Source organism: Paenibacillus sp. FSL R7-0340 (assembly GCF_038002205.1).
Taxonomy (GTDB): domain Bacteria; phylum Bacillota; class Bacilli; order Paenibacillales; family Paenibacillaceae; genus Paenibacillus; species Paenibacillus polymyxa_B.
The window spans coordinates 1,043,427-1,063,874 of the sequence record NZ_JBBOBY010000001.1 but is presented as its reverse complement, the minus strand read 5'-3'; the positions used below and the strand labels follow the sequence as shown (position 1 = coordinate 1,063,874).

Here is a 20,448-nt window from a genome sequence, read left to right as displayed (position 1 = left end):
ACTCGCTGTTTTTTTTACAAAAACAACCCTGCAATCGTTGCCGACAGCACGCTAACCAGCGTTGCCCCGTACAACAGCTTCAGACCAAAGCGGGCCACCACATTTCCTTGTTTTTCATGCAAACCCTTCACAGCCCCGGAAATGATACCGATGGATGAGAAGTTAGCAAAGGATACGAGGAATACCGATACGATCCCGACCGTGCGCTCCGACAAGCCTGTTTGCTTGGTCAGATCAAGCATGGCCACGAATTCGTTGGACACGAGTTTGGTAGCCATAATGCTGCCCGCCTGAACGGCTTCGTTCCACGGAATACCCATGACAAAAGCGAAAGGCGCAAACACATATCCAAGCAGCGCCTGAAAGCTGATTCCAAACAACCAAGAGAAAATCCCGTTAACCATGGCAATCAGCGCCACAAAACCGATCAGCATTGCAGCTACCGTAATAGCAACCTTGAAACCGTCCATAATATATTCCCCGAGCATTTCGAAGAAGGACTGCTTCTCTTCCTCCTGAACCTCCAGTAAATCGTCTTCCTTCTCAATCTTGTACGGATTAATAATGGAAGCGATAATAAAGCCGCCGAACAGGTTCAATACCAAAGCTGTGACCACATATTTGGGATTTAACATTTGCATGTAAGCTCCCACAATCGACATGGACACCGTAGACATCGCAGACGCACACAGTGTATACAACCGATGTTTTGGCAGCAGACCAATTTGCTTCTTAACGGAAATAAACACCTCGGATTGACCCAAGATAGCCGAAGCTACAGCGTTGTAGGATTCCAGTTTACCCATTCCGTTTACTTTGCTCAAGACAAGCCCGATATATTTAATAATAAAAGGTAACACTTTTACATATTGCAATATACCAATCAGCGCAGATATAAACACGATTGGCAGCAGTACACCGATAAAGAACGGTGCTGCTCCTTCATTCGCAATTCCGCCAAAAACAAAGTTAATCCCTTCAGTTGCATATGCCAAAAGACTATTAAAACCTTTTGCAAAGCCTTTGACCAGAAATTCGCCAATTCCTGTATTCAGCAATACGAAAGCAAGCGCTGCTTGCAGAACAACCATAACTATCAGCGGACGATACCTGATTTTACGCTTGTCACTGCTGGCAACGTAAGTAAGTGCAAATACAACGAGCAGTCCCACCAGAGCGATTACATATTTCATTTAATTTCCCCCTCATTACATTAAGCGCTTACATTCCCCGTAAAAAGAATGCGCTCCAAAGAGGCATTCTTTTTTTTATTTCCCCAGATCCGCAGGTCGAAAAGCACCCGGCAGTAATTGATCCACCGTCCACTCTTCCGTGTTGCCATGAAGGTTTGTCAGATAAATTTTGGTATCTTGATGAGCAAATTCGGAAATAACCTGACGACAGGCTCCACATGGAGACACAGGCCCTTCCGTATCAGCTACTATCGCAATCGAATCAATTTGACGGCAGCCTTCGGATACCATTTTGAAAATCGCTGTCCGCTCTGCACAATTGCATAAGCCGTAGGAGGCATTTTCCACATTACATCCGTGATAAATCGTGCCATCGCTTCCGAGAACCGCAGCACCCACCTGAAAATTCGAATACGGAACGTATGCCTGTTTACGCGCCTCAAGCGCTTTCTGAATCAATTGATCCTTCATCGCGAATCCCTCCATGACTTTAAAATAAACTTAGTAGGAAGATGTAGACTGCTCGCCCTCGATGATCTTCACACCGGAACTTGCACCGATCCGACTTGCGCCAGCTTCTACTAATTTTTGCACGTCTTCCAGACTGCGTACACCGCCTGAAGCCTTAACACCAATCTCAGGTCCTACCGTTTTGCGCATCAAAGCCACATCTTCCGCAGTAGCTCCACCTGTTGCGAAGCCTGTCGAGGTTTTCACAAAATTCGCTCCCGCTTTGACGGACAGCTCACATGCCAGTACCTTCTCTTCGTCTGTTAGCAGGCATGTTTCGATAATCACTTTTACCAGTGTACCAGCAGCTGCCTCCACGACCGCACGGATGTCCTGCTCGACGAGCTGTACATCACGTGCCTTCAAAGCGCCTATGTTAATAACCATATCGATTTCAGTCGCTCCGTTAGCAATAGCATCTTTCGTTTCAAATGCTTTCGTTGCGGACGTGCTTGCTCCCAGCGGGAAACCGATAACTGTACAGATGGCTACGCCTGTGCCTGCGAGCTGTTCTGCTGCATAAGCTACCCACGTCGGGTTCACACATACAGAAGCAAACTGATATTTTTTTGCCTCGGTAGTCAATTTCGTAAATTCATCCTTCGTCGCATCTGCACGCAACAATGTATGGTCGATTAATGCTGCAATGTTCATATCTAAAAGCTCCTTCATTAGATAAATAGTGTGAAGACAAAAGTCCTTTATTTCTCTGTGATGAGACCATCATAGCACGCCTTTGAACATATGTAAAACACATTTTGAAATTATGTTCAAGCTTATGCGCAAGGCGTCACCTACAATTCATATTACCCTGTAGGGAAACGCCATAACCGTGTATTTTGCTGGATTGAGAAAGACTTGCTCTATTGTAAAAGTGCTTGTGCCGTAAACTGATCTGTCACCAAGATATTCGCATACTTGCCACGCAGCGATGCCCGAATGGCCTCCACTTTACGCTGGCCTCCAGCGACGAGAATGGACTTCTCCTTCTTTCGCAAATCAGGCAAATCAATCCCGACGGTACGGCTATTGATTTCCTGACTGCATATGTTGCCCTCAGCGTCAAAAAAGCGCGAGCAAATATCGCCCTTGCCGATTCTTTGCAGTAGCTTCTGCTCTTCTCCGTTAAAATAGCCCAATCGGAACAGCAATGCATCCTCCTTGACCGTACCCACCGTAAACACAGCGATGTTCGCCTGCTTGCCAAGTTCAATGATACGCTGGATATGCCGATCCTCCTCGACCATTTTCTTAACGGCGTGACTGTCGAAAATCACAGGCAGCGGCAAATACCGTGCTATGGTATGAAAGGCTTCTGCGAACAAATTCACGGTTTCCACGGCATATGTGTTGACATGCGAATGGCTCACGCCTCCTTTGAGCTGAACCACCTCAACACCCTTGACCTGCTTTTGCTGGAGATGAAGCGCTACGGCATGCATCGTTGTTCCCCATGTCACTCCAATAATATCAGCATCCTGTACCGTTTCATGCAAATAATCGGCTGCTTTTTTGCTGATATGCTTCTTAATCTCCTGATATTCATTTAACGGCGAATAACAGACTAACACGGTATCCAGTCCGTACTTCTTCTTCACCTGCTCTCCGAGCGCGTCCATATCCTCCATCGGGTCCACAATACTGATCCGCACGTATCCCTGTTCCTTGGCAGCCTGCAGTAACCGCGATACCGTAGGACGCGAAACCCCGAGTCTGACCGCGATATCTTGCTGACTGTAGTCGTTTAGATAGTATAATCTGGCTGCCTCGATACTTAATCGCTGCTTTTCATGATCCATTCTACCTCAACCCGCTTATCTTAAAATGTAGTGCCAGCGGACACAGCTTTAGTCCCAAACATTATATATGAAGGGAAACTTGAAGCCACGCCTTGGCCGTATAGTTGTTAATTTGGAAGATTTAACTGCTCGTTTGTGATATTCTGTGATTAACTACAACTACTTTACCGCATCCTCAACTTTATCGTTCCATCTGTCAAAACGCAATAGTTAACCCATTTTACCGCTCATTCACAACCTGTGATGGCTTATCTGAATATGTAAGGAGAATTGCTATGTCTGAATTTATTGTGTGCAGTCTGGCGGACAAAAAGTTCGCGTTAAACTTTGTGGAAGTAGAAGAAGTCATGAATGCCAAAAAAGGAACGCCGCTTCCCTTTTCCGAGGCGTGGCATGAAGGAATGGTGACTATTCGCGGCAACGTATTTACGATCCTTAATTTACGCAAAAAGCTGTTTCTTCCTGCATCAAGCGATTCCGCCGAGGACAAAATGATTTTGCTCAGCCGTGCGAAGATTGCTCTGCTTGTCGATCAGGTGGAGGACACGGCTTCTGCCGAGGACAGTCAGCTACAAAGCAATGAGGAAGAGTGGCAGCGCGAGTTGTTCCCTACTGTGATGGAGCATCAGGGTACCCTCATTCCGGTGATCGATATGGACGCTTTTCTTGCATCCACCAAGACGAACTAAAACGCAAAATACTCCCGAACCTTGAGCCGGCTTGCACTCACCGTTTGGGAGTATTTTCAGTTATTGGAGTCCCTGCCCCTCTTTCATGTGAACCAGTGTGTTCAGCTGCTCCAGCAACGTATTTCCGCCAGTCAGCGAAATCGTGCCAATCTTCTCGCAGATTTTTTCCATGAATTCCAGTTCTTTAAGACGAAAGAGGGTGGCATTCTCGTCCATCAGCTTGGCCGTATTGAGCAGACTACGAGTGGATGCCGTCTCTTCACGTCGTGTGATGAGGTTGGCCTGTGCCTTCTTCTCTGCCAACAGCACGGTATTCAGAATATCCTTGATATCCCCCGGCAAAATAATATCCTTCACCCCTGCTGACGTAAAAGTCACTCCATATTCGCCGCTCTGCTCATTCAGTCGAGTCAAAACATATTCCGCAATCTCCTGCTTCATTTTCAGCAAATCATCCAGCTTCATCGTGCCAACATATTCGCGCAGCAGCAGTTGAAGCATAATGTACATTTGTTCCTCGTATGCCCGGAATTCCAACGCCCGCAACGGGTCGATGATACGGTACTGACAGACGAAGTTGAGGCGCAGCGTGATTTTGTCCTCTGTCATGATTTCCTGTCCCATCAGGTCCATCTGCTGTTGTCGCATATCTATCGTTTTGATCTCTGTATTCACTGTGGACATCCAGAAATAATATTTGCCCGGTTTTAGCTCACCCTGCAACACATTATCGTAATACAAAAATCCCAATTCATAGCTGCCCACCTGAAGTGCCTTCCAGAAGCCCGGTGTCTTGGACAAGAATGCTTGCCCCAATGCCTTATCAATCGCAGGCTGCCGAGTATCTGCACGAACAAAACGATGTTTCTTGAGCATGTTCCAAAAAGCATATTTCCCAGCCGTTAGCAGCTCCACAAATCGATTATCCTCATAATGCAACACATATTCATGGTCTTCTACATCAATGACATTCAATTGCTCAAGCAATAGGGGATCTGTCAAAAACAAACGAATATCATGATCAGGTACAAAAAAAGGTTCGGCTACATTCAAAATTTCAACTGCTTCCTGCTGAAATGTCTTCAATAGGTAAGTTCCTGGGTGCAACAACTTGTGGTAGCTTCCTTTTTTGAACAGCAGCCCGCGCTCATCAGATTTAATCGTTATCTTCTTAAACATCGTATCACTCCTAGTATTTAAAATCCTCAACTTAAAAATGTACATTTCCGCGTGTGGCGGCTCCACGGTCCATTTGATCTTCCGATCGCTGTTGCCACTGAATTTTTAGAATGGATAAACCCGTTAAAGGGTTAAATTCAGTGGCAAAGGCGAACGCTTCGCTTCTTCAGATTCAAATGGTCCGCTCCGCTGCTGCCCGCCTTAAAATCAACACACTTTTAAAATGAGGATTTTTTATTTTTATTTGTTGTAGTAGGGTTAGTGACCCTTGCAGAGCACCCCTTCGGTGTGGACGACGGGGTCAAGCTTAAGGAAAAAGAAAGATACCGCCTGTTTCCGTGTTCTAGGGATGGAATTCATCAGCCCAACATCGATTGTGAATCTGTATCCCCGAAGCCTCGAACCCTGTCGGCGCTTGCTCTCTCCGGTATCCGCTGGCCGCATAGCCATCGCCCCGGTACCTGTCATCGAGACCAGACATGGGATGCTCTTATCCGGGTCTTTTCATTGTTTTTATTCGATCATTCGAATACTCTACCAGAAGTCGCGTGGAAGGCGATTGGGAATTGAACCCTAATGTTGGTGGATACATCAGAATTACAGGATACCTGACCCCATCAGGGCAGGCACTGCGGGACCTTTGGAAATCCACGCCTCGGTAATATCTTCCTGTATCAGCCTTTATCATTATCGCGCAACCTGGAACTCACGAACATGGCGAAAGTATTACGACCCTATAAAAAAACAAAAAAGACACAGGAGAAGCGTATGTGCTTCCCTTGTGTCTTTCTTTCTATAGTTAACTGTCGCGTTCGTATCTTAGGCCTGATCCACTAGGATGTTTTTTCGAAAACGGGATCAACGCTCGGTAACGGAAGTTGTGGAACGTCTGTCGTTGTAGAAGCAGTCTGCTGGTGTGTATAGCTGAATGAAGGGGTCTCGTATTGCAATCCCGCCTTTTCATAGGTAAACCAATAGCTGACAGCCTTCCCGATATCGAGGTCTGTAACCCGCTGCTCCCAGACACCGCCGTTGTTTGTCATTCGGTAATTGAGCTGTTGTCCACCCGTTAAAGTATAATGCACGTCAACATAGACCGAGGCTGTTTTGGGTGTAAATTGAAGCAATGCTTCATGATCGCTGACAAAGCGAGCTCCTACTTTATAATCCTCCGTTTCTCCACCACCCTCATTACCGCCAGATGCTGGGTCTGTCGTTACCCCTACCGCATTGCTTGCTGCAGATAGGTTACCAGCTGCATCGCGAGCCTTAACGGTAAAGCTGTAAGTGGAAGCTGCATTCAGCCCTGTAATTGAAGCGGAAGTACCGCTTATCTCTGCGGCCTGAGCCCCGTTCTTATAAACGATATAACCCGTAACGCCAACATTGTCTGTAGCTGCATCCCACTCCAGAGTGACTACCGAAGCCGTTTTGGTCGTAGCTCGAACATTCGCCGGGATGGACGGAGCCTCCGTATCAGGTTGCGGATTGCCACCGCCGCTTCCATTTCCGGTATTAAAGCTATTCGGCTGCACGGTAATACTGTGCCCATCTGAGAAGGTTACTGTTTTGACTTGGTTTGTAAAATTGTAGGCCACATAAGTTTTTACACCGTTTTTATGAAATACGGCATAAATAGGTGAATTAGCAGTGATGCTGCGGTCGATGTTGCCTAAAGCATCCAAATTGTAGATCCAGTGGTAGGCATTCGCCTTGGAATTCCCCGCTTCCGGTGTCATGGCCGCTACGCGTGCACTGAATTTGGCCTTGGCATCGGACGGATCCGAGATCGCTCTGTACATATACACAATATCTTCCCATGGACTGAAATTCCCACCGCTTTTTCGCAGCAGATCGTTATAATTTTTAGCTGCATAATCTGAATACTGCGTCAGATACAAGGAAGCCGAGGTGATCGGTAGCCAGTTGATACCATGAACCTCTGCGGCATTATTGGTCCACCATGTTGCATTCCCTACGGTTTTACCACCCCAGATCATGCTTGCCGTCGCGCTTTGCATCCCTGCAGGGGTGTTTGTGCCATGCACATCAAACCAGTATTCGTTAATCGCATTCATTTCCGTTGTGTATAGATAGATGCCCAGATCACGAGTTTGAGTATTTCCCGTCGCCTCGCCCCATAAAATAAGACCTGCCCAAGCATTCATCGCTTCCGAGGAGGATTCATTGTTGTTGCCATCACCAAATTTGGCATGGCCGGAAGCCCAGGTATGCCCGGCATAGGGATCAAAATTACGCAAATACGGAAATTTCGAATCAGACCTGTCGGTATTGGCGATGTCACGAATGAGCAACTGTACCATCTGCCCCCATTGGGAATTGGATGCCCAGCTCTTGTCCACACGTGCAATTTCGGCCGCGGCCTTGATAAAGTATCCATAATGGAAGTGATGGTCATTTAATTCTACCGCACTGCCAAAGCTGTCGGGATAACCGATCAGTGTCCCCCAATTGTTGTTATACACAAATAGACTGGAGCTTTTCAGATTACCCGAGCTGTCACTGGCCTTAAACCAGTCCTGCAGCCTGCTTTTGATCTCATTGCGGAACTGGGTCGCTGCTGCGGTATTGCCAGCCTGGTCGGCAATCGGCGCCAGCACTGCTAGCTTGCCCAGACGTTTTCCAGTCCAGTACGTGTCTCTATCGCCGGAGTAGACTTCCGCTTTCGCTTCGTCTATATAACTGTTGAGCGTATTTTTATCGTAGGACCCCAAGTCGGGCAGGGAAGGCAGTACCCCTGTAAACTTCATTTTCGTTTGAAAAGAAGCACCTTCTGCTGTTTTCATCAGACCGCGTACAGAATTGTACGTATAGCCTAGCAGGGGTTGTGATGAATTTTTCCACTGATGCGGGTATAAGGCAAAAATAGTACCGCTTTGCGTGCCTTCCTTCGCTGTTGTCGCAACAGTAAAGGTGGTCGTCACTTCGGAAGAGGCTTCGTTATAGCTGTACTGTGCTTTGGAGTTTGTAACGAAAGAATAGGCGTATTGCTGAAATTTGTCCAATGTCGCGGTTGTTTTGTCAGGCAAAGCGGCCACTGTAAAATAGTTTTTCCCGTTCAATTGATTGATCAGAGTACTCGTTCCGAGGCCAGACCAGGTGCTGCCGGAAGGACCAAACAGACCATAGTGTGAGCCATTAACCGTAATGCCAAGCACAGGGGAACTAGCTGACCCAGACCAAACCTCTGGCACCCCATTAAATGAAAGCTTGGGATTGCCACCGCCAAACTCAAAAAAAACATAGGGGGAGCCGTGTCCATAGGTAGCACTCATTTTATTGCTGCCGCTTTGAAATAATGATTTGACAAACCAGTCGCTGAAACCGTCCACCTTGGCATCAGGAAATGAAGCGCTTACAGAATGACCGACGGAAAAATCGTTCACATCATCCATCCAACCTGCGATGTATCCCGGATTTACCGTAATTTTCCCACTCGGGTTAAAGATGCGTAAACCGTTTTGCTGATTTTTCAAGGCAAGGGGATGCGGATATTGAGCCTCGGAGTACGGTACCCAGGCGAGGCTGCTCCACCAGTCATTGGTAGGCATTGGGCTGTTTACATTCGCTGTTTTGTAAATCTCGTTTTGCGGTGTTGCTGCTCCGGCAGGTAGTGTGGTTGAATATGAGCCAGCGCCTTGTGTGACCTCACCCGAAAAGGCTTTAGTAGAAACTGGTGCAGCTAAAAATATCAGACTGGCACTTAACAAGCATAATAACGTTTTTTTCACAACCTACATCCTCCTTTGAATTCTATAATCCCTTTCACTGCAAGGCTTTTCCCTTCTCTTCCAAGTTGATTTCAACTTCATTGTGCTTGATCTCAATTTCCAGGTCAATCCTTTTATTTCTATATTCTAACTAAACGAGGCGAAAGTCTCTAAAAATACATGAGAAACCAGGACGAAAAACCCAAGCATGTGTAATTATGTTATCTCGAATTCACCCCATTAGACATTTACCCTATGAGTTATTCATCCCATTAATCATTCACCCTAATAAACGTTTAGTATATAAAAAAAGAATCCTCCAGGCCTTTTAGCCCTTCAGATTCTCTGTTCTTTTAAGTATATAAGCTTTTGAGCTTTTGAGCTTTTGAGTATTTAAGTCCTTTTGCCTTTCCCATGCTCCACACCATTTCGAAAAAATGAGTGACTTTGCGGTGGGCAGTAGCGGAGCGAAGGGGTTGAATCTGGAGAAGCGTAAGCGTTCGCCTTTGCAGTGGGATTCTTACCTTTAAATGTCTTATACAATCCGAAGAATCCCACTGCAACAGCGATCGGAAGATCAACCCCTTAGTGGAGTACCTTCTCCCCCGCAAACAACACTCATTTTTCCCGCTCAAAATACCCTTCTAGTTTCCAGTCTACACCAACCTGTGTCACGCTCAAATCATGCAATGCCACCGCATCGCTCATCGCAGACACGCCCTCTCCCCCGAGAAATCCCGGGGCTGCGCGTCCTCCAACCAGCTTTGGTGCCATGTACAGCACCAGCTTGTCTGCCAGCCCTTGCTGCACGAAGGAAGCGTTCACCTCGGCTCCGCCTTCTACGAACACTGATGACACCTCCGCTGCCCCCAGAATATCCAGCATTTGCGGCAGGTTAACCCGATCGCTGTTTTCATCCTGAGTCAGAAATATCTTTACACCTAGCTGTTCCAACTGGCTACGCTTGCCTTCATCATAAGCGCGTCCTGTGAATATCCAGGTAGGCGCCTCCCCATCTGTAATGACACGGGCATCCAATGGAATTCGAAGCTTGCTATCCAAAATGATACGAATCGGATTCCGTCCTTCTGGTAGACGAGTCGTAAGCTGAGGATTATCGTGAATCACCGTCTGTACACCGACCAGGATTCCCACATGCTCGTTACGAAGACGATGCACATCCTCCCGTGCAGCCTCAGATGTAATCCATTTGCTTTCCGAGGTCCGGGTTGCAATTTTACCGTCCAGTGTTACTGCCGATTTGATCGTAATAAAAGGACGCTTGCTCACAATATATTGATTGAACACTTCATTCATGCGGATGGATTCCTGCTCACATACTCCGACAATGACCTCAATGCCCGCATCTTTCAAAATCTGTACCCCTCTGCCGGAAACCAGCGGGTTCGGGTCCAGCGCTGCAATCACCACTCGACGAATGCCTGCCTTCACAATGGCTTCCGCGCACGGGCCTGTCCGACCGTGATGGGAACACGGCTCCAGCGTTACGTAAATTGTCGCTCCCTGAGCGTGTTCACCCGCCATACGCAACGCATGAATCTCGGCATGTGGCTCGCCGGGCTTCAGGTGAGCGCCGATCCCAACGATACGACCGTTGTTGACAATGACTGATCCGACGAGCGGATTCGGTTCTGTTTGCCCTTTAGCACTTCTGGCATTTTCCAGTGCCAGGCGCATATATTTTTCGTGAGTGGTCATAGAACCTCCCTGAGATCGGAATCCCGCAAATGGCCGGATCGTTCCACTTTTGTATTCAAATACCGTTCATTATATTGCGACACATCGCCCCAGAGCGGCATGCGACCCGCCACATTCATACCCGATTTCTTCAAGGCATCCAGTTTTTTGGGATTATTTGTGATCAGGGTTACTGGTTTTTGTCTCAGGTGACGGAGCACACTAATGGCATCCGCATAGTTGCGTGTATCATCTTCAAAACCCAATTGATGGTTGGCTTCTACAGTATCCATGCCTTCTTCCTGCAGAATATAAGCCATTGCTTTACTAAACAAACCGATTCCGCGGCCTTCATGGTTAGCCAGATAGAACAATGCACCCGTTCCATGTTCCACAATCATTTTCATGGACTGGTGGAGTTGAAATCCGCAATCACAACGCTTGCTACCAAAAATATCTCCAGTATGGCAAATACTATGCATGCGAACTAATGCATTTTCCGACTGTTGAAGATCGCCATACACCAAAACGCTTGACTGTTGTCCCTCTGCCAAATCCAGTGTGGACAATCGCTTCACAATCGTCTCAGCGGTGGCATTCAGTAAGTCCTGGCGATCTTCCTCATCCCGTACAGGCAACCAGCAGTACCACTGAAAAACAACCGTTTCTCCTTCCATATTAACTGGCAGCTTGATCGGTCCTACTAAAATCGTCGAAGATTGCTCTCCGCGAACGGTTTGAATTTTATCGTTAAGTAGCGTAGCTACATCTTTTTGGTTCATCTCTCTGCACCATCCTTTATATAAACTCTATATATGAAAATTCCGGTAATTCATGTTGTTGTCAGGATTTATATCCTTTGATTATCGGCTTGTAAGAAATGTTCATGAAACGTGGATTCCATCGTCAGCTGCCGTTCCTGAAGCTCGGTGACAGCCTGTCGTCGTCCGTCTTCGAACGCCTTTAGGTCTCCTGCGGTATAGCTCTTCTGTCGTAAACGAAGAAGCTCACTAGCTAGCACATCGGCATCCTTTAACGCTGCATTCAAGCCAAAAGCTCCGGTAGGTGTCATGGTATGCGCCGCATCTCCAATAAGGACCAGCCCGTTCTGCGCCCAGGTGTCACTGCGACTGCTGAAAATATCCAACGGTACGAAGTCCTTCCATGAACGAATGTGATCATGCACACTATGCTTCAAATCCGGAAAAGCCTCGGTAAGCAGTTGTATAAAGGGTTCAAAGGATTGCTTAAACAGGGTTGGAAAGCTACCTTCCTCCACATTCCAGCCAATTTGAATATAGCCCTCAGCCTGCGAGAATAAAGCCAACTGCCCTCCGTTGACCCGTGCCAGACGAGTGACGGGCTCCCACCCAGCAGGTGCCGTGATTTTCGCCCATAGCAGATCATAGCCGTGTCGAATGTTTGTCACAGGCATCTGCGCCAGCTTGCGCACAGTCGAATAGCGACCGTCTGCCCCTACAATCATCGAACTGTCAATCGTGATCTCATGACCGTTCTTATCGCGGGCGGCCAAGCCCGTGTACCCCTGCTCGCTGTTACCTTCCAAGGTAGTCACAGTTGTACCCGCCAGGTAACGGAAGGACCCGTAGGTTGACGCCTGCTTGAGCAGAGCCTCCAAAAATCGAGGCTGTGGAATATGAACCCCCACATTACCATCTACTGATGCTGGCTTGACCGTCTTCACTTGCTGCTGATGCTCCCAATATTCGATTCTTGTAGAGGCAAGAACATAGTCCTTATGAATTTGTTCGAGCAGCTTATGCTTTTGGATCACTTCCTGACCCTCATCATTCAAGATTTCACCGCGGAAAGCCTTTCCCGCTATGCTCTGTCGCTCAATCAATATCGTGGATACACCCTGCGCCGCCAGTAGACAGGACAACAAAGTTCCTGCGGGTCCCCCTCCAACTACGCACACTTCACATTCCAACTTCATCTGACTTCCCCCTACGCCCAAACCATCACCATAACGATTAGTTCGTATCTGTTCATTTAATTACATCATTAATAATATCAAAAATAATATCAAATTAAGTTCAAATTTTAAGTATTCATATCTCAAGCTCCGTATCAAAGCCAACAAGTTACTTTATGTAACAAAGTATATTTATATCACACCATTTCGTCAAGTAATAAATTTATGTAAAGTAAAATCATTTACTTTTAACAGTGGATCGTTAATAATAGGAGCATGAGGTGATCACATGAACATTCCGCAGATGTGCCCACGGTTTGAAAAAGCTATGGAGCTACTGAGTAAGCGTTGGACGGTGTTGATCGTATTTCAACTAACTAATGGTCCGCAACGTTTCGTCGCTATTGAGAATTCAATCCCTAATTTAAGTGGAAAGGTCCTTTCCGACCGTCTAAAAGAGCTGGAGGAAGAAGGAATCATACAACGTATGGTTTATCCTGAGAAGCCTGTACGGATTGAATACTCTCTTACAGATAAGGGACGCGATTTAGCTCCTTTGTTTGACCATATCGGTACTTGGGCTACACGCTGGATTGAGGTTCTACCAGCACTTGAAAAGCAATGATCCATATGGGCTACAGCTATTTTTCCTAAACTAACATGATAAAAACACACAGACTGCTAACATGCCAAAGAACGCCTTTGCTCTAAGTACAATTTGTACTCATAGTGCAAGGCGTTCTATTTTTCATATAAGGAACTTTATTGATTCACCTACATATCGATTCCATTATTTAAACGTTTCCCTCACCGCTGCGTTGCATTTCCTCACGGATGGATTGCACCCGTTTTTTCCCCCAGTCATACATCATCTCCACAATGGGTAAAATCGTCATCCCCAGCTCGGTCATCGAATACTCCACCTTTGGAGGTACCTCGGGATACACTTCCCGGTGCACAATACCGTCCTCCATCAACTCCCGCAGCTGATTGGTCAGCACTTTATGCGACAGCTTCGGAAACAGCCTTTGCAGGTCACTGAAACGGTGCGCCCCTTCTACACCCAGATGCCATAAAATGACGACCTTCCACTTTCCGCTTAAGACCGAAAGGGTCAGTTCCTTTTCGCAGTTATAGTCTCCGTTGACGATCTTCTCCCGTATTTCTTCTCTTAGCGTATCGGACATATATCAATTAACTCCTTCTAAATCATCATGGTCTTGCACTCTAATAGTAACCTACAGGTAACCTCCGTACTTGAAAGTGCATTCTTCACAGCCTGACGATGCCATCCTACAATAGTAGATATCGTTTCACATTCAAGGAGGAATGAAGTATGAGTAAAAAAGCTCTTTTTATTATACCCCCAGAGCGCTTTAATGAGGATGAATTGTTTAAACCAAAGGAAGCACTGGAGCAAGCAGGTGTTACTGTGACGCTAGCTAGTACAAAAACAGGCGAAATCATAGGTGACTACAACGGTAAAGCGACAGCTGATCTTGTTTTTACTGACGCTGTGCTGGCTGATTATGATGTGGTATCTGTGATCGGCGGATCAGGAACGAATGACTATCTTTGGAATAACGCGGATCTCCAAGCTCTGCTGAAACAAACTCATGAGCAAAAGAAACTATTGGCTGGCATCTGCGCAGGTTCTGTAGCCGTGGCTCAAACTGGACTGCTCTCCGGCAGAACGGCTACATGTTATCCTGTGGATGTACAAAAGGACCTGCTCCAATCGCATCAAGCCGAATATGTGGCACAGCATGTCGTTGCGCATAGTGACATTATTACAGCCGACGGTCCAGATGGTGCACAGGACTTCGGCGCAGCACTTGTCAAAGCCCTGCAATAAGCACATCTTTGAGGTTCTAGGTGGGCACTTTAAACAGCACTCCAAAAAGCCGCATCGCGTCCTTTCTTTTGTATGGGACCCGATGCGGCTTCTTTGTGCCATTTTCATGCTTAAGTGATTAATTTAATTGTATGGTCCTGGATTTTCGTGTTAGCTTTAAAGAATCGACGTTTAGTATAGGAGGCTTATATGCCGTGTTTATGAAAGGCAAAATCCATTTACATCAGGTAACGTCCGAATCGTTGCGACTGGGCGCCTTACTATCATTAGTAGGGGGCTTTTTGGACACATATACCTTTGTTGGAAGAGGCGGTGTTTTCGCCAACGCACAGACAGGCAATATCGTGCTGCTGGCTGTTAAAGTCATTCAGGGGCACTGGATTCAGGCATTATCCTATATCCCGCCTCTGATCGCCTTTTCACTGGGGGTTTTTGTTGCTGAAGGGATTAAACGCAAATCAACCCACCGTTTAACTCCAGACTGGACCCGCGCAATTCTTTTACTGGAAATCGCGATTTTTTTCATCGTGGGATTGATTCCGCAAGGAGTTCCCAATACGGTAGTAGTGGTGATCGTCTCATTCGTCGCTTCCGTGCAAATGACTTCCTTCCGCAAGCTCATTGATGTGCCGTACACCTCCACGGTCAGCACCGGTAACCTTCGATCAGCTATCGAGGCTGTGTATGTCGCTGTAACGACCAAGGACACGAACGCTGCCATTCGAGCGATGCGTTATGGTGTCATCCTGGCTGCCTTCTTGGTAGGAGCCTTGCTCGGGGGATTTCTGACTTTGACGATTGGGGATAAAGCCGTTTGGGGCGCTGTTGTTGCACTTATTTTTTCTTTTATTTTATTTACAGAAGAGGAAAAGTGGAAGCTGCCGCTTCGTCACTAATCCTCCATTACATCAGCCCTGAATGAACTGCCGCTGGGCCGTTTCGAAGAAATTCAAGAGGTCATTGCGGGACGAAAATGCTGCCTGCGCAGATTGGTTGCTACCGCCCCCTTTGCCCTGAAACGCGCCCAGATTTTCCTTTAAATACGCTCCGCAGCTAATGGAATGGGTACCATTATGTGCCAGAATGATTTTGTTTTCGGCTGTTGTGGCAAATAAAACAAGCAGATCATGCTCAGCGGTCAGCTTGGCAGCCAATTGCTGCATCTCCTGAATGGATTTTTGTTCAAATACATGAGCAAGAACATGCCCCTGTACAGCAGACAGCAACTCTTTCGCCTGGTACGATGCATTTTCCTCTTGCAAGAACTCCACTTGCGCCTTGAGCTGCTTATGCTCCTGCTCCCACTTTTCGAATCGAGTCAAAATATCCTTTCGTCCAGTATTGAACTTCGTAGATAACACGTCCAAAATCCGAACACTCTCATTAAAGTCCTGGAGTGCGCGAGCACCACATTTGAAATGGATTCTCGCCATCCCTTTTTGCTTTTCCCATTTCAAGCATTTAATCATTCCAATTTCCCCGGTCTGAGCTACATGTGTACCGCCGCAAGCATTATATTCAATGCCCTCGATCTCGACAATCCGAATATTTTCCGTCACTTTGGGCGTTTTCACCAGCGGAATATCCTTCAATTGCTCACTGGTTACAAAAAAACTTTTTATGTTGCGATTACTATAGATTTGCTGATTTACTTCCTGTTCGATTGCCGATAGCTGCGCAGGTGTTACATCCGAACAGTTCACATCAATCGTGGCATATTCTTGTCCCAGATGAAAGCTTTCAGTACGCGCACCCAACAACTCCAGACAAACCGCTGACAGCAAATGCTGCCCGCTATGCTGCTGCATATGATCAAATCTGCGCTCCCAATCCAATTGGCAGGCTACTTTCCTATCCTCCGGCAAATGCTCTACCTGATGCCAAATATCCCCATCCTCGAGAACAACATCTAATACACGGACGCCCTGAATTGTTCCTGTATCACAAGGCTGGCCTCCGCCATGCGGATAAAAGGCCGTTTCCTCCAGCATAACCAAATATTTTCCGTCTCTTTCCATGCTCTGTGTAATATGAGTGTCCCACTCCGTAAGATTTGGAGCAGTGTAGTATAATTTTGTCGTCATTCCAGATTCCTCACTTTTAGGTTCTTTGTCTCGTACGATATCCACTTATTATCAAGCACTTCATTGTAAATATCAATGTAGGGAAAAGCTTGAACCATGGCACGAACAACTGTAGAAAGAAAATAAAGTACTAGACTGGATATGTTGGTCCCACGCGACATTTCGAATTATAAAACCGTCAGATCTCGTAAAAAAAGTATTAGACTGGCCCCAGCTATAAAAACAGCGGCAGCCGTGGACGAGAAAATAAAGTCCTAGACTGTCGCTGTTTTATTGAACTAAAGTTCTCCGTTAGTATAACAATGCATCATCTTTACGGTTCCCGAAGGAGTTAATGCACAATGAGGACTGGGCAACTTGATAGCTGTGAAACCTTGTGGCTGACACTTCCAAGCATCATTTCTTTTATGCCACTTAGCCCACGGCTTCCAATAATAATGAGTTGCTGCTTGGAATCTCTTGCATAATTTAATATTTCATGTGCAGGATCTCCCTTAAGATGAAGTGTTTCCGGGTTAATCCCCGCAGATTCTAATTTGGATTTGGCTTGTTGCAACTGTTCCAAACTCGCTTTCTCCATTTCGTTCAATATTTCTTCCAAGAAATGCCCTGGTAAATATGTCATGCCATTCGATACATATTCCTGGCTGACATTAACCAAGGTAACTTGAGTTTGTTTGTTTCGAGCTATTTCAACGGTTGCATCGAGGAGTTTGTTCGTTATTTCAGCTTTATCAATTGCCACAATAATTTTGTCAAACATATTTATCGTCCTTTCCGTGGCAGCTCGTAACTATTTCGGCTACCTACAAAACGGTTTCTTGCTGCTCCTATACCGACTAAAAAGAGTAAGACCGAAGCGCCAAGCAGAATGAAAAGTGGCAGATTCCAACTATTTGTCGCATCATGCAGAAATCCTATAAGGGCAGGACCGATTGCGGCAAGAAGATATCCGATCGATTGCGCCATGCCAGACAGTTCCGCTGCTTGATGCGCATTTTCAGTACGTAAACCGAAAAACATCATGGACAAACTAAAGGCGCAGCCTCCACCAATTCCGAGTATTATAATCCACAACAGAATGATATTGGAGCTTCCGTATAGAAGTCCGAGCGTTCCCGTTAAAAGCAAAATGATTGTGATGACCACTAACAAACGTTGGCTAGACATGCGCCCAGCAATAACGGGGACAATAAAGGTAAATGGAAGCAGAGCTAACTGCATTATCGAGAGGTACCATCCTGATTGGTTTGAGCCAATTCCTTGCTGCTTTAAAATTTCAGGCAACCATGCGATCAACACATAGAAAACCATGGACTGTATACCCATAAACAAGGTTACTTGCCAGGCAAGAGGGGATCGCCAAACATTCACATCGTTGCTGGCCATCTGTTGACTCGTCGTGGTTGTTTGCTTCGTTTGATTTCTTAATTGAGGTAACCAACAGAGAATCGATACAAAGCTTAGAATCCCCCATATTCCCAATGCTCCCTGCCATTTTAGACCTGCGTTCACGGCTAGCGGTACACTGATTCCCGATGCGATTGCTCCAAATAAACTCATTGAAATTGAGTAAACACCTGTCATGGAGCCAATTTTATTTGGGATATCCCTTTTGATTAAACTTGGCAATAATACATTACATACGGCAATTGCGAATCCAAGAATTGCTGTCCCAATATATAGATTAGCTGCGCCAGATAAAGAACGTATTACAATGCCAACAGTCAGAAAGATTAGGGCAATCAAAATGATACGTTCAATCCCATACCTTCGTCCAAATTTGGGTACTAGAGGTGATAATAAAGCAAAGGCAAGCAAAGGTAGCGTTGTTATCAGGCCTGCTACTGTATTTGAAATACGAACGTCATCCCTTATGAGACTCACTAAAGGACCGACTGAGGTTAAGGGAGCACGTAAATTAGCTGCAATAATAATAATGCCGAGAATTATCAGTCCTATAGAGGATGGTACGGCTTTTATATTTTGTTTGTTCGACATTCTTCATTTCTCCTTACTAAATTCATACGTAAAATTTGTTTCCTGCTGATTGAAAAACTATGAAATAACATCCGCGCGAACAATAAAAGTATATTATAATATATTATTTTTAACAATAATTATTTTATAATATATTATTTTTAACAATAAGTATTTTATAACACACATTAACTCATCTAAAAACAAAAATACAACTCTGAATTCCCGTCATGGAATTCGGAGTTGTATTTAATAAGTGGAATTTTCGACTTTTAGAAACCATACTTTAAGGATATATGGAGCACTGTTTCGCTATTCGTACGATTGGTATAAGAGTGAGGACAATCTGCACGAAAACTGATCGTATCATATTGATTCAATGTGTAAATCTCTCCATTGACTTGAATTTCAATGGAACCAGTCATTACTGTCGCAATTTCAGTTGTATTCACATGATGACCTTCAGGGTGATACGAGCTATTCGGCTGTAAGTAAGCCCGACACATTTCAATATCGTTGCTTGCGTTTTTAAAGACCGGTTCAATGATCCAATTTTTTTGATCATTAGAAAACCGCAGTCCTTCGCCTGCTCGATACAAACTAACAGGGTCTTCTGATTTCAACAAAGCTAATAGCGGTAAAGATATGCCTTTTGAAATTTTCCATATAATCGCCAAAGTTGGATTTGTATCGCCACGTTCGATATTCCCCAGAGTAAGTTTGCTTACACCCGTTAATTCCGCTAAGTCGTCTAAGCTCATGTTTTTTTCTTTTCTGTACTTTTTCAAGACACCGCCGATTTGTAATACAATTTGTTTTGATTCATCGATTTCATCCATTTGATATGCACCTCAACAAAAAACAATTATAGCTAGTATACTGTTTATCTAGACTCTTTTCCATACAATTAGTATGGGATGGTGGACTACACTCCTATGCAAAATTCTGACGTCTATGTAACTAATCTGCCAGTTAGCTTAATGAAGCATCGTCAGTCTAACACTTTATTTTTCAGTCTAATACTTTATTTTCTTTTGACAACAACCTCCATATAGTGAAAAATCCACATGACGATTAACAAAATTTAGCTTGAAATTCATTTTTGAATAGATTAAGATTAGTCGGCTAACTAATTTGTTGATTGGAACATACTGTAAGAAGAAAGGAGAACCCTATGGATTTTGATTTACGGGACTTGCCCACTCGTGAGGCGCTGCAAGAATTTTCTAAGCGTATCCCCGAGATTGATGTAAGAGCGACAGAAGCTATGCTATTTTTTATGCGAGTATCTTCCAGTGTTTTTAAAGTCAGTTTTGAGGGCTTTGAGAAGTTCGGTATATCTCATGGAAAATTTTCAATATTAATTCTCCTGTACCGCAACATCCAAACAGGATTGCTGGCTACAGAGCTTGCGGAGAAAGTAGGAGTTAGCAAGCCTACCGTTACCGGTCTGCTTGACCGCCTGGAACGCGATGGGCTTACTATGAGATCCGTACACCCTTCCGACCGCCGTATGAGCATTGTTAAACTGACCGAACAAGGAACAGAAATGATGGAAAGACTGCTGCCTACACATTTCACAAGCACTTCCACACTGATGAGCCACCTATCCACCGATGAAAAAGAGCTGCTCCTGACATTACTCCAAAAAATAGAAAGCGGCATCCCTCAAGCAAAAGAGATATATAAAGCAGCAAAACCAGAATAAGTTTTAATTTTGCGTTTTAGTTAGCCGACTAACTTTTTAATTATTAAATAAAAGAATAAATAAAATGTACATATCAGGATATTTAT

At 45.3% G+C, this 20,448-nt stretch carries 19 protein-coding genes; 5 read left to right on the top strand and 14 right to left on the bottom strand.

Translation table 11 applies throughout. From position 1 onward, the window contains the following. Positions 1–14: 14 nt before the first annotated feature. From MKX59_RS04615 to MKX59_RS04600, 4 genes are all read right to left on the bottom strand, one after another. On the bottom strand, positions 15–1,193 hold the full coding sequence (locus tag MKX59_RS04615) for a NupC/NupG family nucleoside CNT transporter (RefSeq protein WP_023990383.1): 1,179 nt from the start codon (positions 1,191–1,193) through the stop codon (positions 15–17). Between the two features lie 75 nt (positions 1,194–1,268). Further along, complete coding sequence (locus MKX59_RS04610; protein ID WP_023990384.1) at positions 1,269–1,664, bottom strand: cytidine deaminase; 396 nt, start codon at positions 1,662–1,664, stop codon at positions 1,269–1,271. Positions 1,665–1,694: 30 nt separating this feature from the next. Further along, positions 1,695–2,357, bottom strand: coding sequence for a deoxyribose-phosphate aldolase (deoC, locus tag MKX59_RS04605; protein WP_075154774.1), 663 nt, complete (start codon positions 2,355–2,357; stop codon positions 1,695–1,697). A 209-nt stretch (positions 2,358–2,566) separates the two neighbouring features. Continuing rightward, on the bottom strand, positions 2,567–3,502 hold the full coding sequence (locus tag MKX59_RS04600; protein ID WP_023990386.1) for a sugar-binding transcriptional regulator: 936 nt from the start codon (positions 3,500–3,502) through the stop codon (positions 2,567–2,569). A 275-nt stretch (positions 3,503–3,777) separates the two neighbouring features. On the opposite strand from MKX59_RS04600, the gene MKX59_RS04595 reads away from it, so the two are divergent. Continuing rightward, positions 3,778–4,191 carry a chemotaxis protein CheW gene (locus MKX59_RS04595; protein WP_023990387.1) on the top strand — a complete coding sequence of 138 codons (414 nt, stop codon included), beginning with the start codon at positions 3,778–3,780 and terminating at the stop codon, positions 4,189–4,191. Between the two features lie 60 nt (positions 4,192–4,251). Here MKX59_RS04595 and MKX59_RS04590 read toward each other — a convergent pair whose 3' ends face one another. The 5 genes from MKX59_RS04590 to MKX59_RS04570 form a co-directional block, all read right to left on the bottom strand. After that, positions 4,252–5,370: a slipin family protein gene (locus MKX59_RS04590; protein WP_023990388.1), complete on the bottom strand. Its 1,119-nt coding sequence runs from the start codon at positions 5,368–5,370 to the stop codon at positions 4,252–4,254. An 833-nt stretch (positions 5,371–6,203) separates the two neighbouring features. Then, positions 6,204–9,122: a glycosyl hydrolase gene (locus MKX59_RS04585; RefSeq protein ID WP_340857701.1), complete on the bottom strand. Its 2,919-nt coding sequence runs from the start codon at positions 9,120–9,122 to the stop codon at positions 6,204–6,206. A gap of 597 nt (positions 9,123–9,719) precedes the next feature. Beyond that, the gene (gene ribD, locus MKX59_RS04580; protein ID WP_023990389.1) at positions 9,720–10,820 is read right to left on the bottom strand and encodes a bifunctional diaminohydroxyphosphoribosylaminopyrimidine deaminase/5-amino-6-(5-phosphoribosylamino)uracil reductase RibD; all 1,101 of its coding nucleotides are present in this window, start codon (positions 10,818–10,820) and stop codon (positions 9,720–9,722) included. Further along, positions 10,817–11,581, bottom strand: coding sequence for a GTP cyclohydrolase II (locus tag MKX59_RS04575; protein WP_025722502.1), 765 nt, complete (start codon positions 11,579–11,581; stop codon positions 10,817–10,819). Before MKX59_RS04575 ends, ribD begins: the two co-directional genes overlap by 4 nt. Before the next feature lie 68 nt (positions 11,582–11,649). Further along, entirely contained in the window at positions 11,650–12,756 is a 1,107-nt protein-coding gene (locus tag MKX59_RS04570; protein WP_340857699.1) for an FAD-dependent monooxygenase, read from the bottom strand. Between the two features lie 268 nt (positions 12,757–13,024). Here MKX59_RS04570 and MKX59_RS04565 point away from each other — a divergent pair, with 268 nt between their 5' ends. Beyond that, positions 13,025–13,360: a winged helix-turn-helix transcriptional regulator gene (locus MKX59_RS04565; protein WP_023990392.1), complete on the top strand. Its 336-nt coding sequence runs from the start codon at positions 13,025–13,027 to the stop codon at positions 13,358–13,360. 169 nt (positions 13,361–13,529) lie between these two features. On the opposite strand, the gene MKX59_RS04560 is transcribed toward MKX59_RS04565, so the two are convergent. Then, a complete protein-coding gene (locus MKX59_RS04560) occupies positions 13,530–13,922 on the bottom strand; it encodes a winged helix-turn-helix transcriptional regulator (RefSeq protein WP_013312050.1) in 393 nt (130 codons plus the stop codon). 149 nt (positions 13,923–14,071) lie between these two features. Here MKX59_RS04560 and MKX59_RS04555 point away from each other — a divergent pair, with 149 nt between their 5' ends. Beyond that, positions 14,072–14,590, top strand: coding sequence for a DJ-1/PfpI family protein (locus tag MKX59_RS04555; RefSeq protein WP_023990393.1), 519 nt, complete (start codon positions 14,072–14,074; stop codon positions 14,588–14,590). Positions 14,591–14,784: 194 nt separating this feature from the next. Then, a complete protein-coding gene (locus tag MKX59_RS04550; RefSeq protein WP_023990394.1) occupies positions 14,785–15,486 on the top strand; it encodes a YoaK family protein in 702 nt (233 codons plus the stop codon). A 12-nt stretch (positions 15,487–15,498) separates the two neighbouring features. On the opposite strand, the gene MKX59_RS04545 is transcribed toward MKX59_RS04550, so the two are convergent. From MKX59_RS04545 to MKX59_RS04530, 4 genes are all read right to left on the bottom strand, one after another. Next, the gene (locus MKX59_RS04545) at positions 15,499–16,674 is read right to left on the bottom strand and encodes an alanyl-tRNA editing protein (RefSeq protein WP_023990395.1); all 1,176 of its coding nucleotides are present in this window, start codon (positions 16,672–16,674) and stop codon (positions 15,499–15,501) included. Between the two features lie 331 nt (positions 16,675–17,005). After that, a complete protein-coding gene (locus tag MKX59_RS04540; RefSeq protein WP_023990396.1) occupies positions 17,006–17,437 on the bottom strand; it encodes a universal stress protein in 432 nt (143 codons plus the stop codon). 2 nt (positions 17,438–17,439) lie between these two features. Further along, on the bottom strand, positions 17,440–18,675 hold the full coding sequence (locus MKX59_RS04535; protein ID WP_023990397.1) for a CynX/NimT family MFS transporter: 1,236 nt from the start codon (positions 18,673–18,675) through the stop codon (positions 17,440–17,442). A 251-nt stretch (positions 18,676–18,926) separates the two neighbouring features. Next, entirely contained in the window at positions 18,927–19,493 is a 567-nt protein-coding gene (locus tag MKX59_RS04530) for a helix-turn-helix domain-containing protein (RefSeq protein WP_023990398.1), read from the bottom strand. A gap of 335 nt (positions 19,494–19,828) precedes the next feature. Between MKX59_RS04530 and MKX59_RS04525 the strand changes: the two genes are divergently transcribed. After that, a complete protein-coding gene (locus MKX59_RS04525; RefSeq protein WP_023990399.1) occupies positions 19,829–20,362 on the top strand; it encodes a MarR family winged helix-turn-helix transcriptional regulator in 534 nt (177 codons plus the stop codon). Positions 20,363–20,448 lie beyond the last annotated feature (86 nt).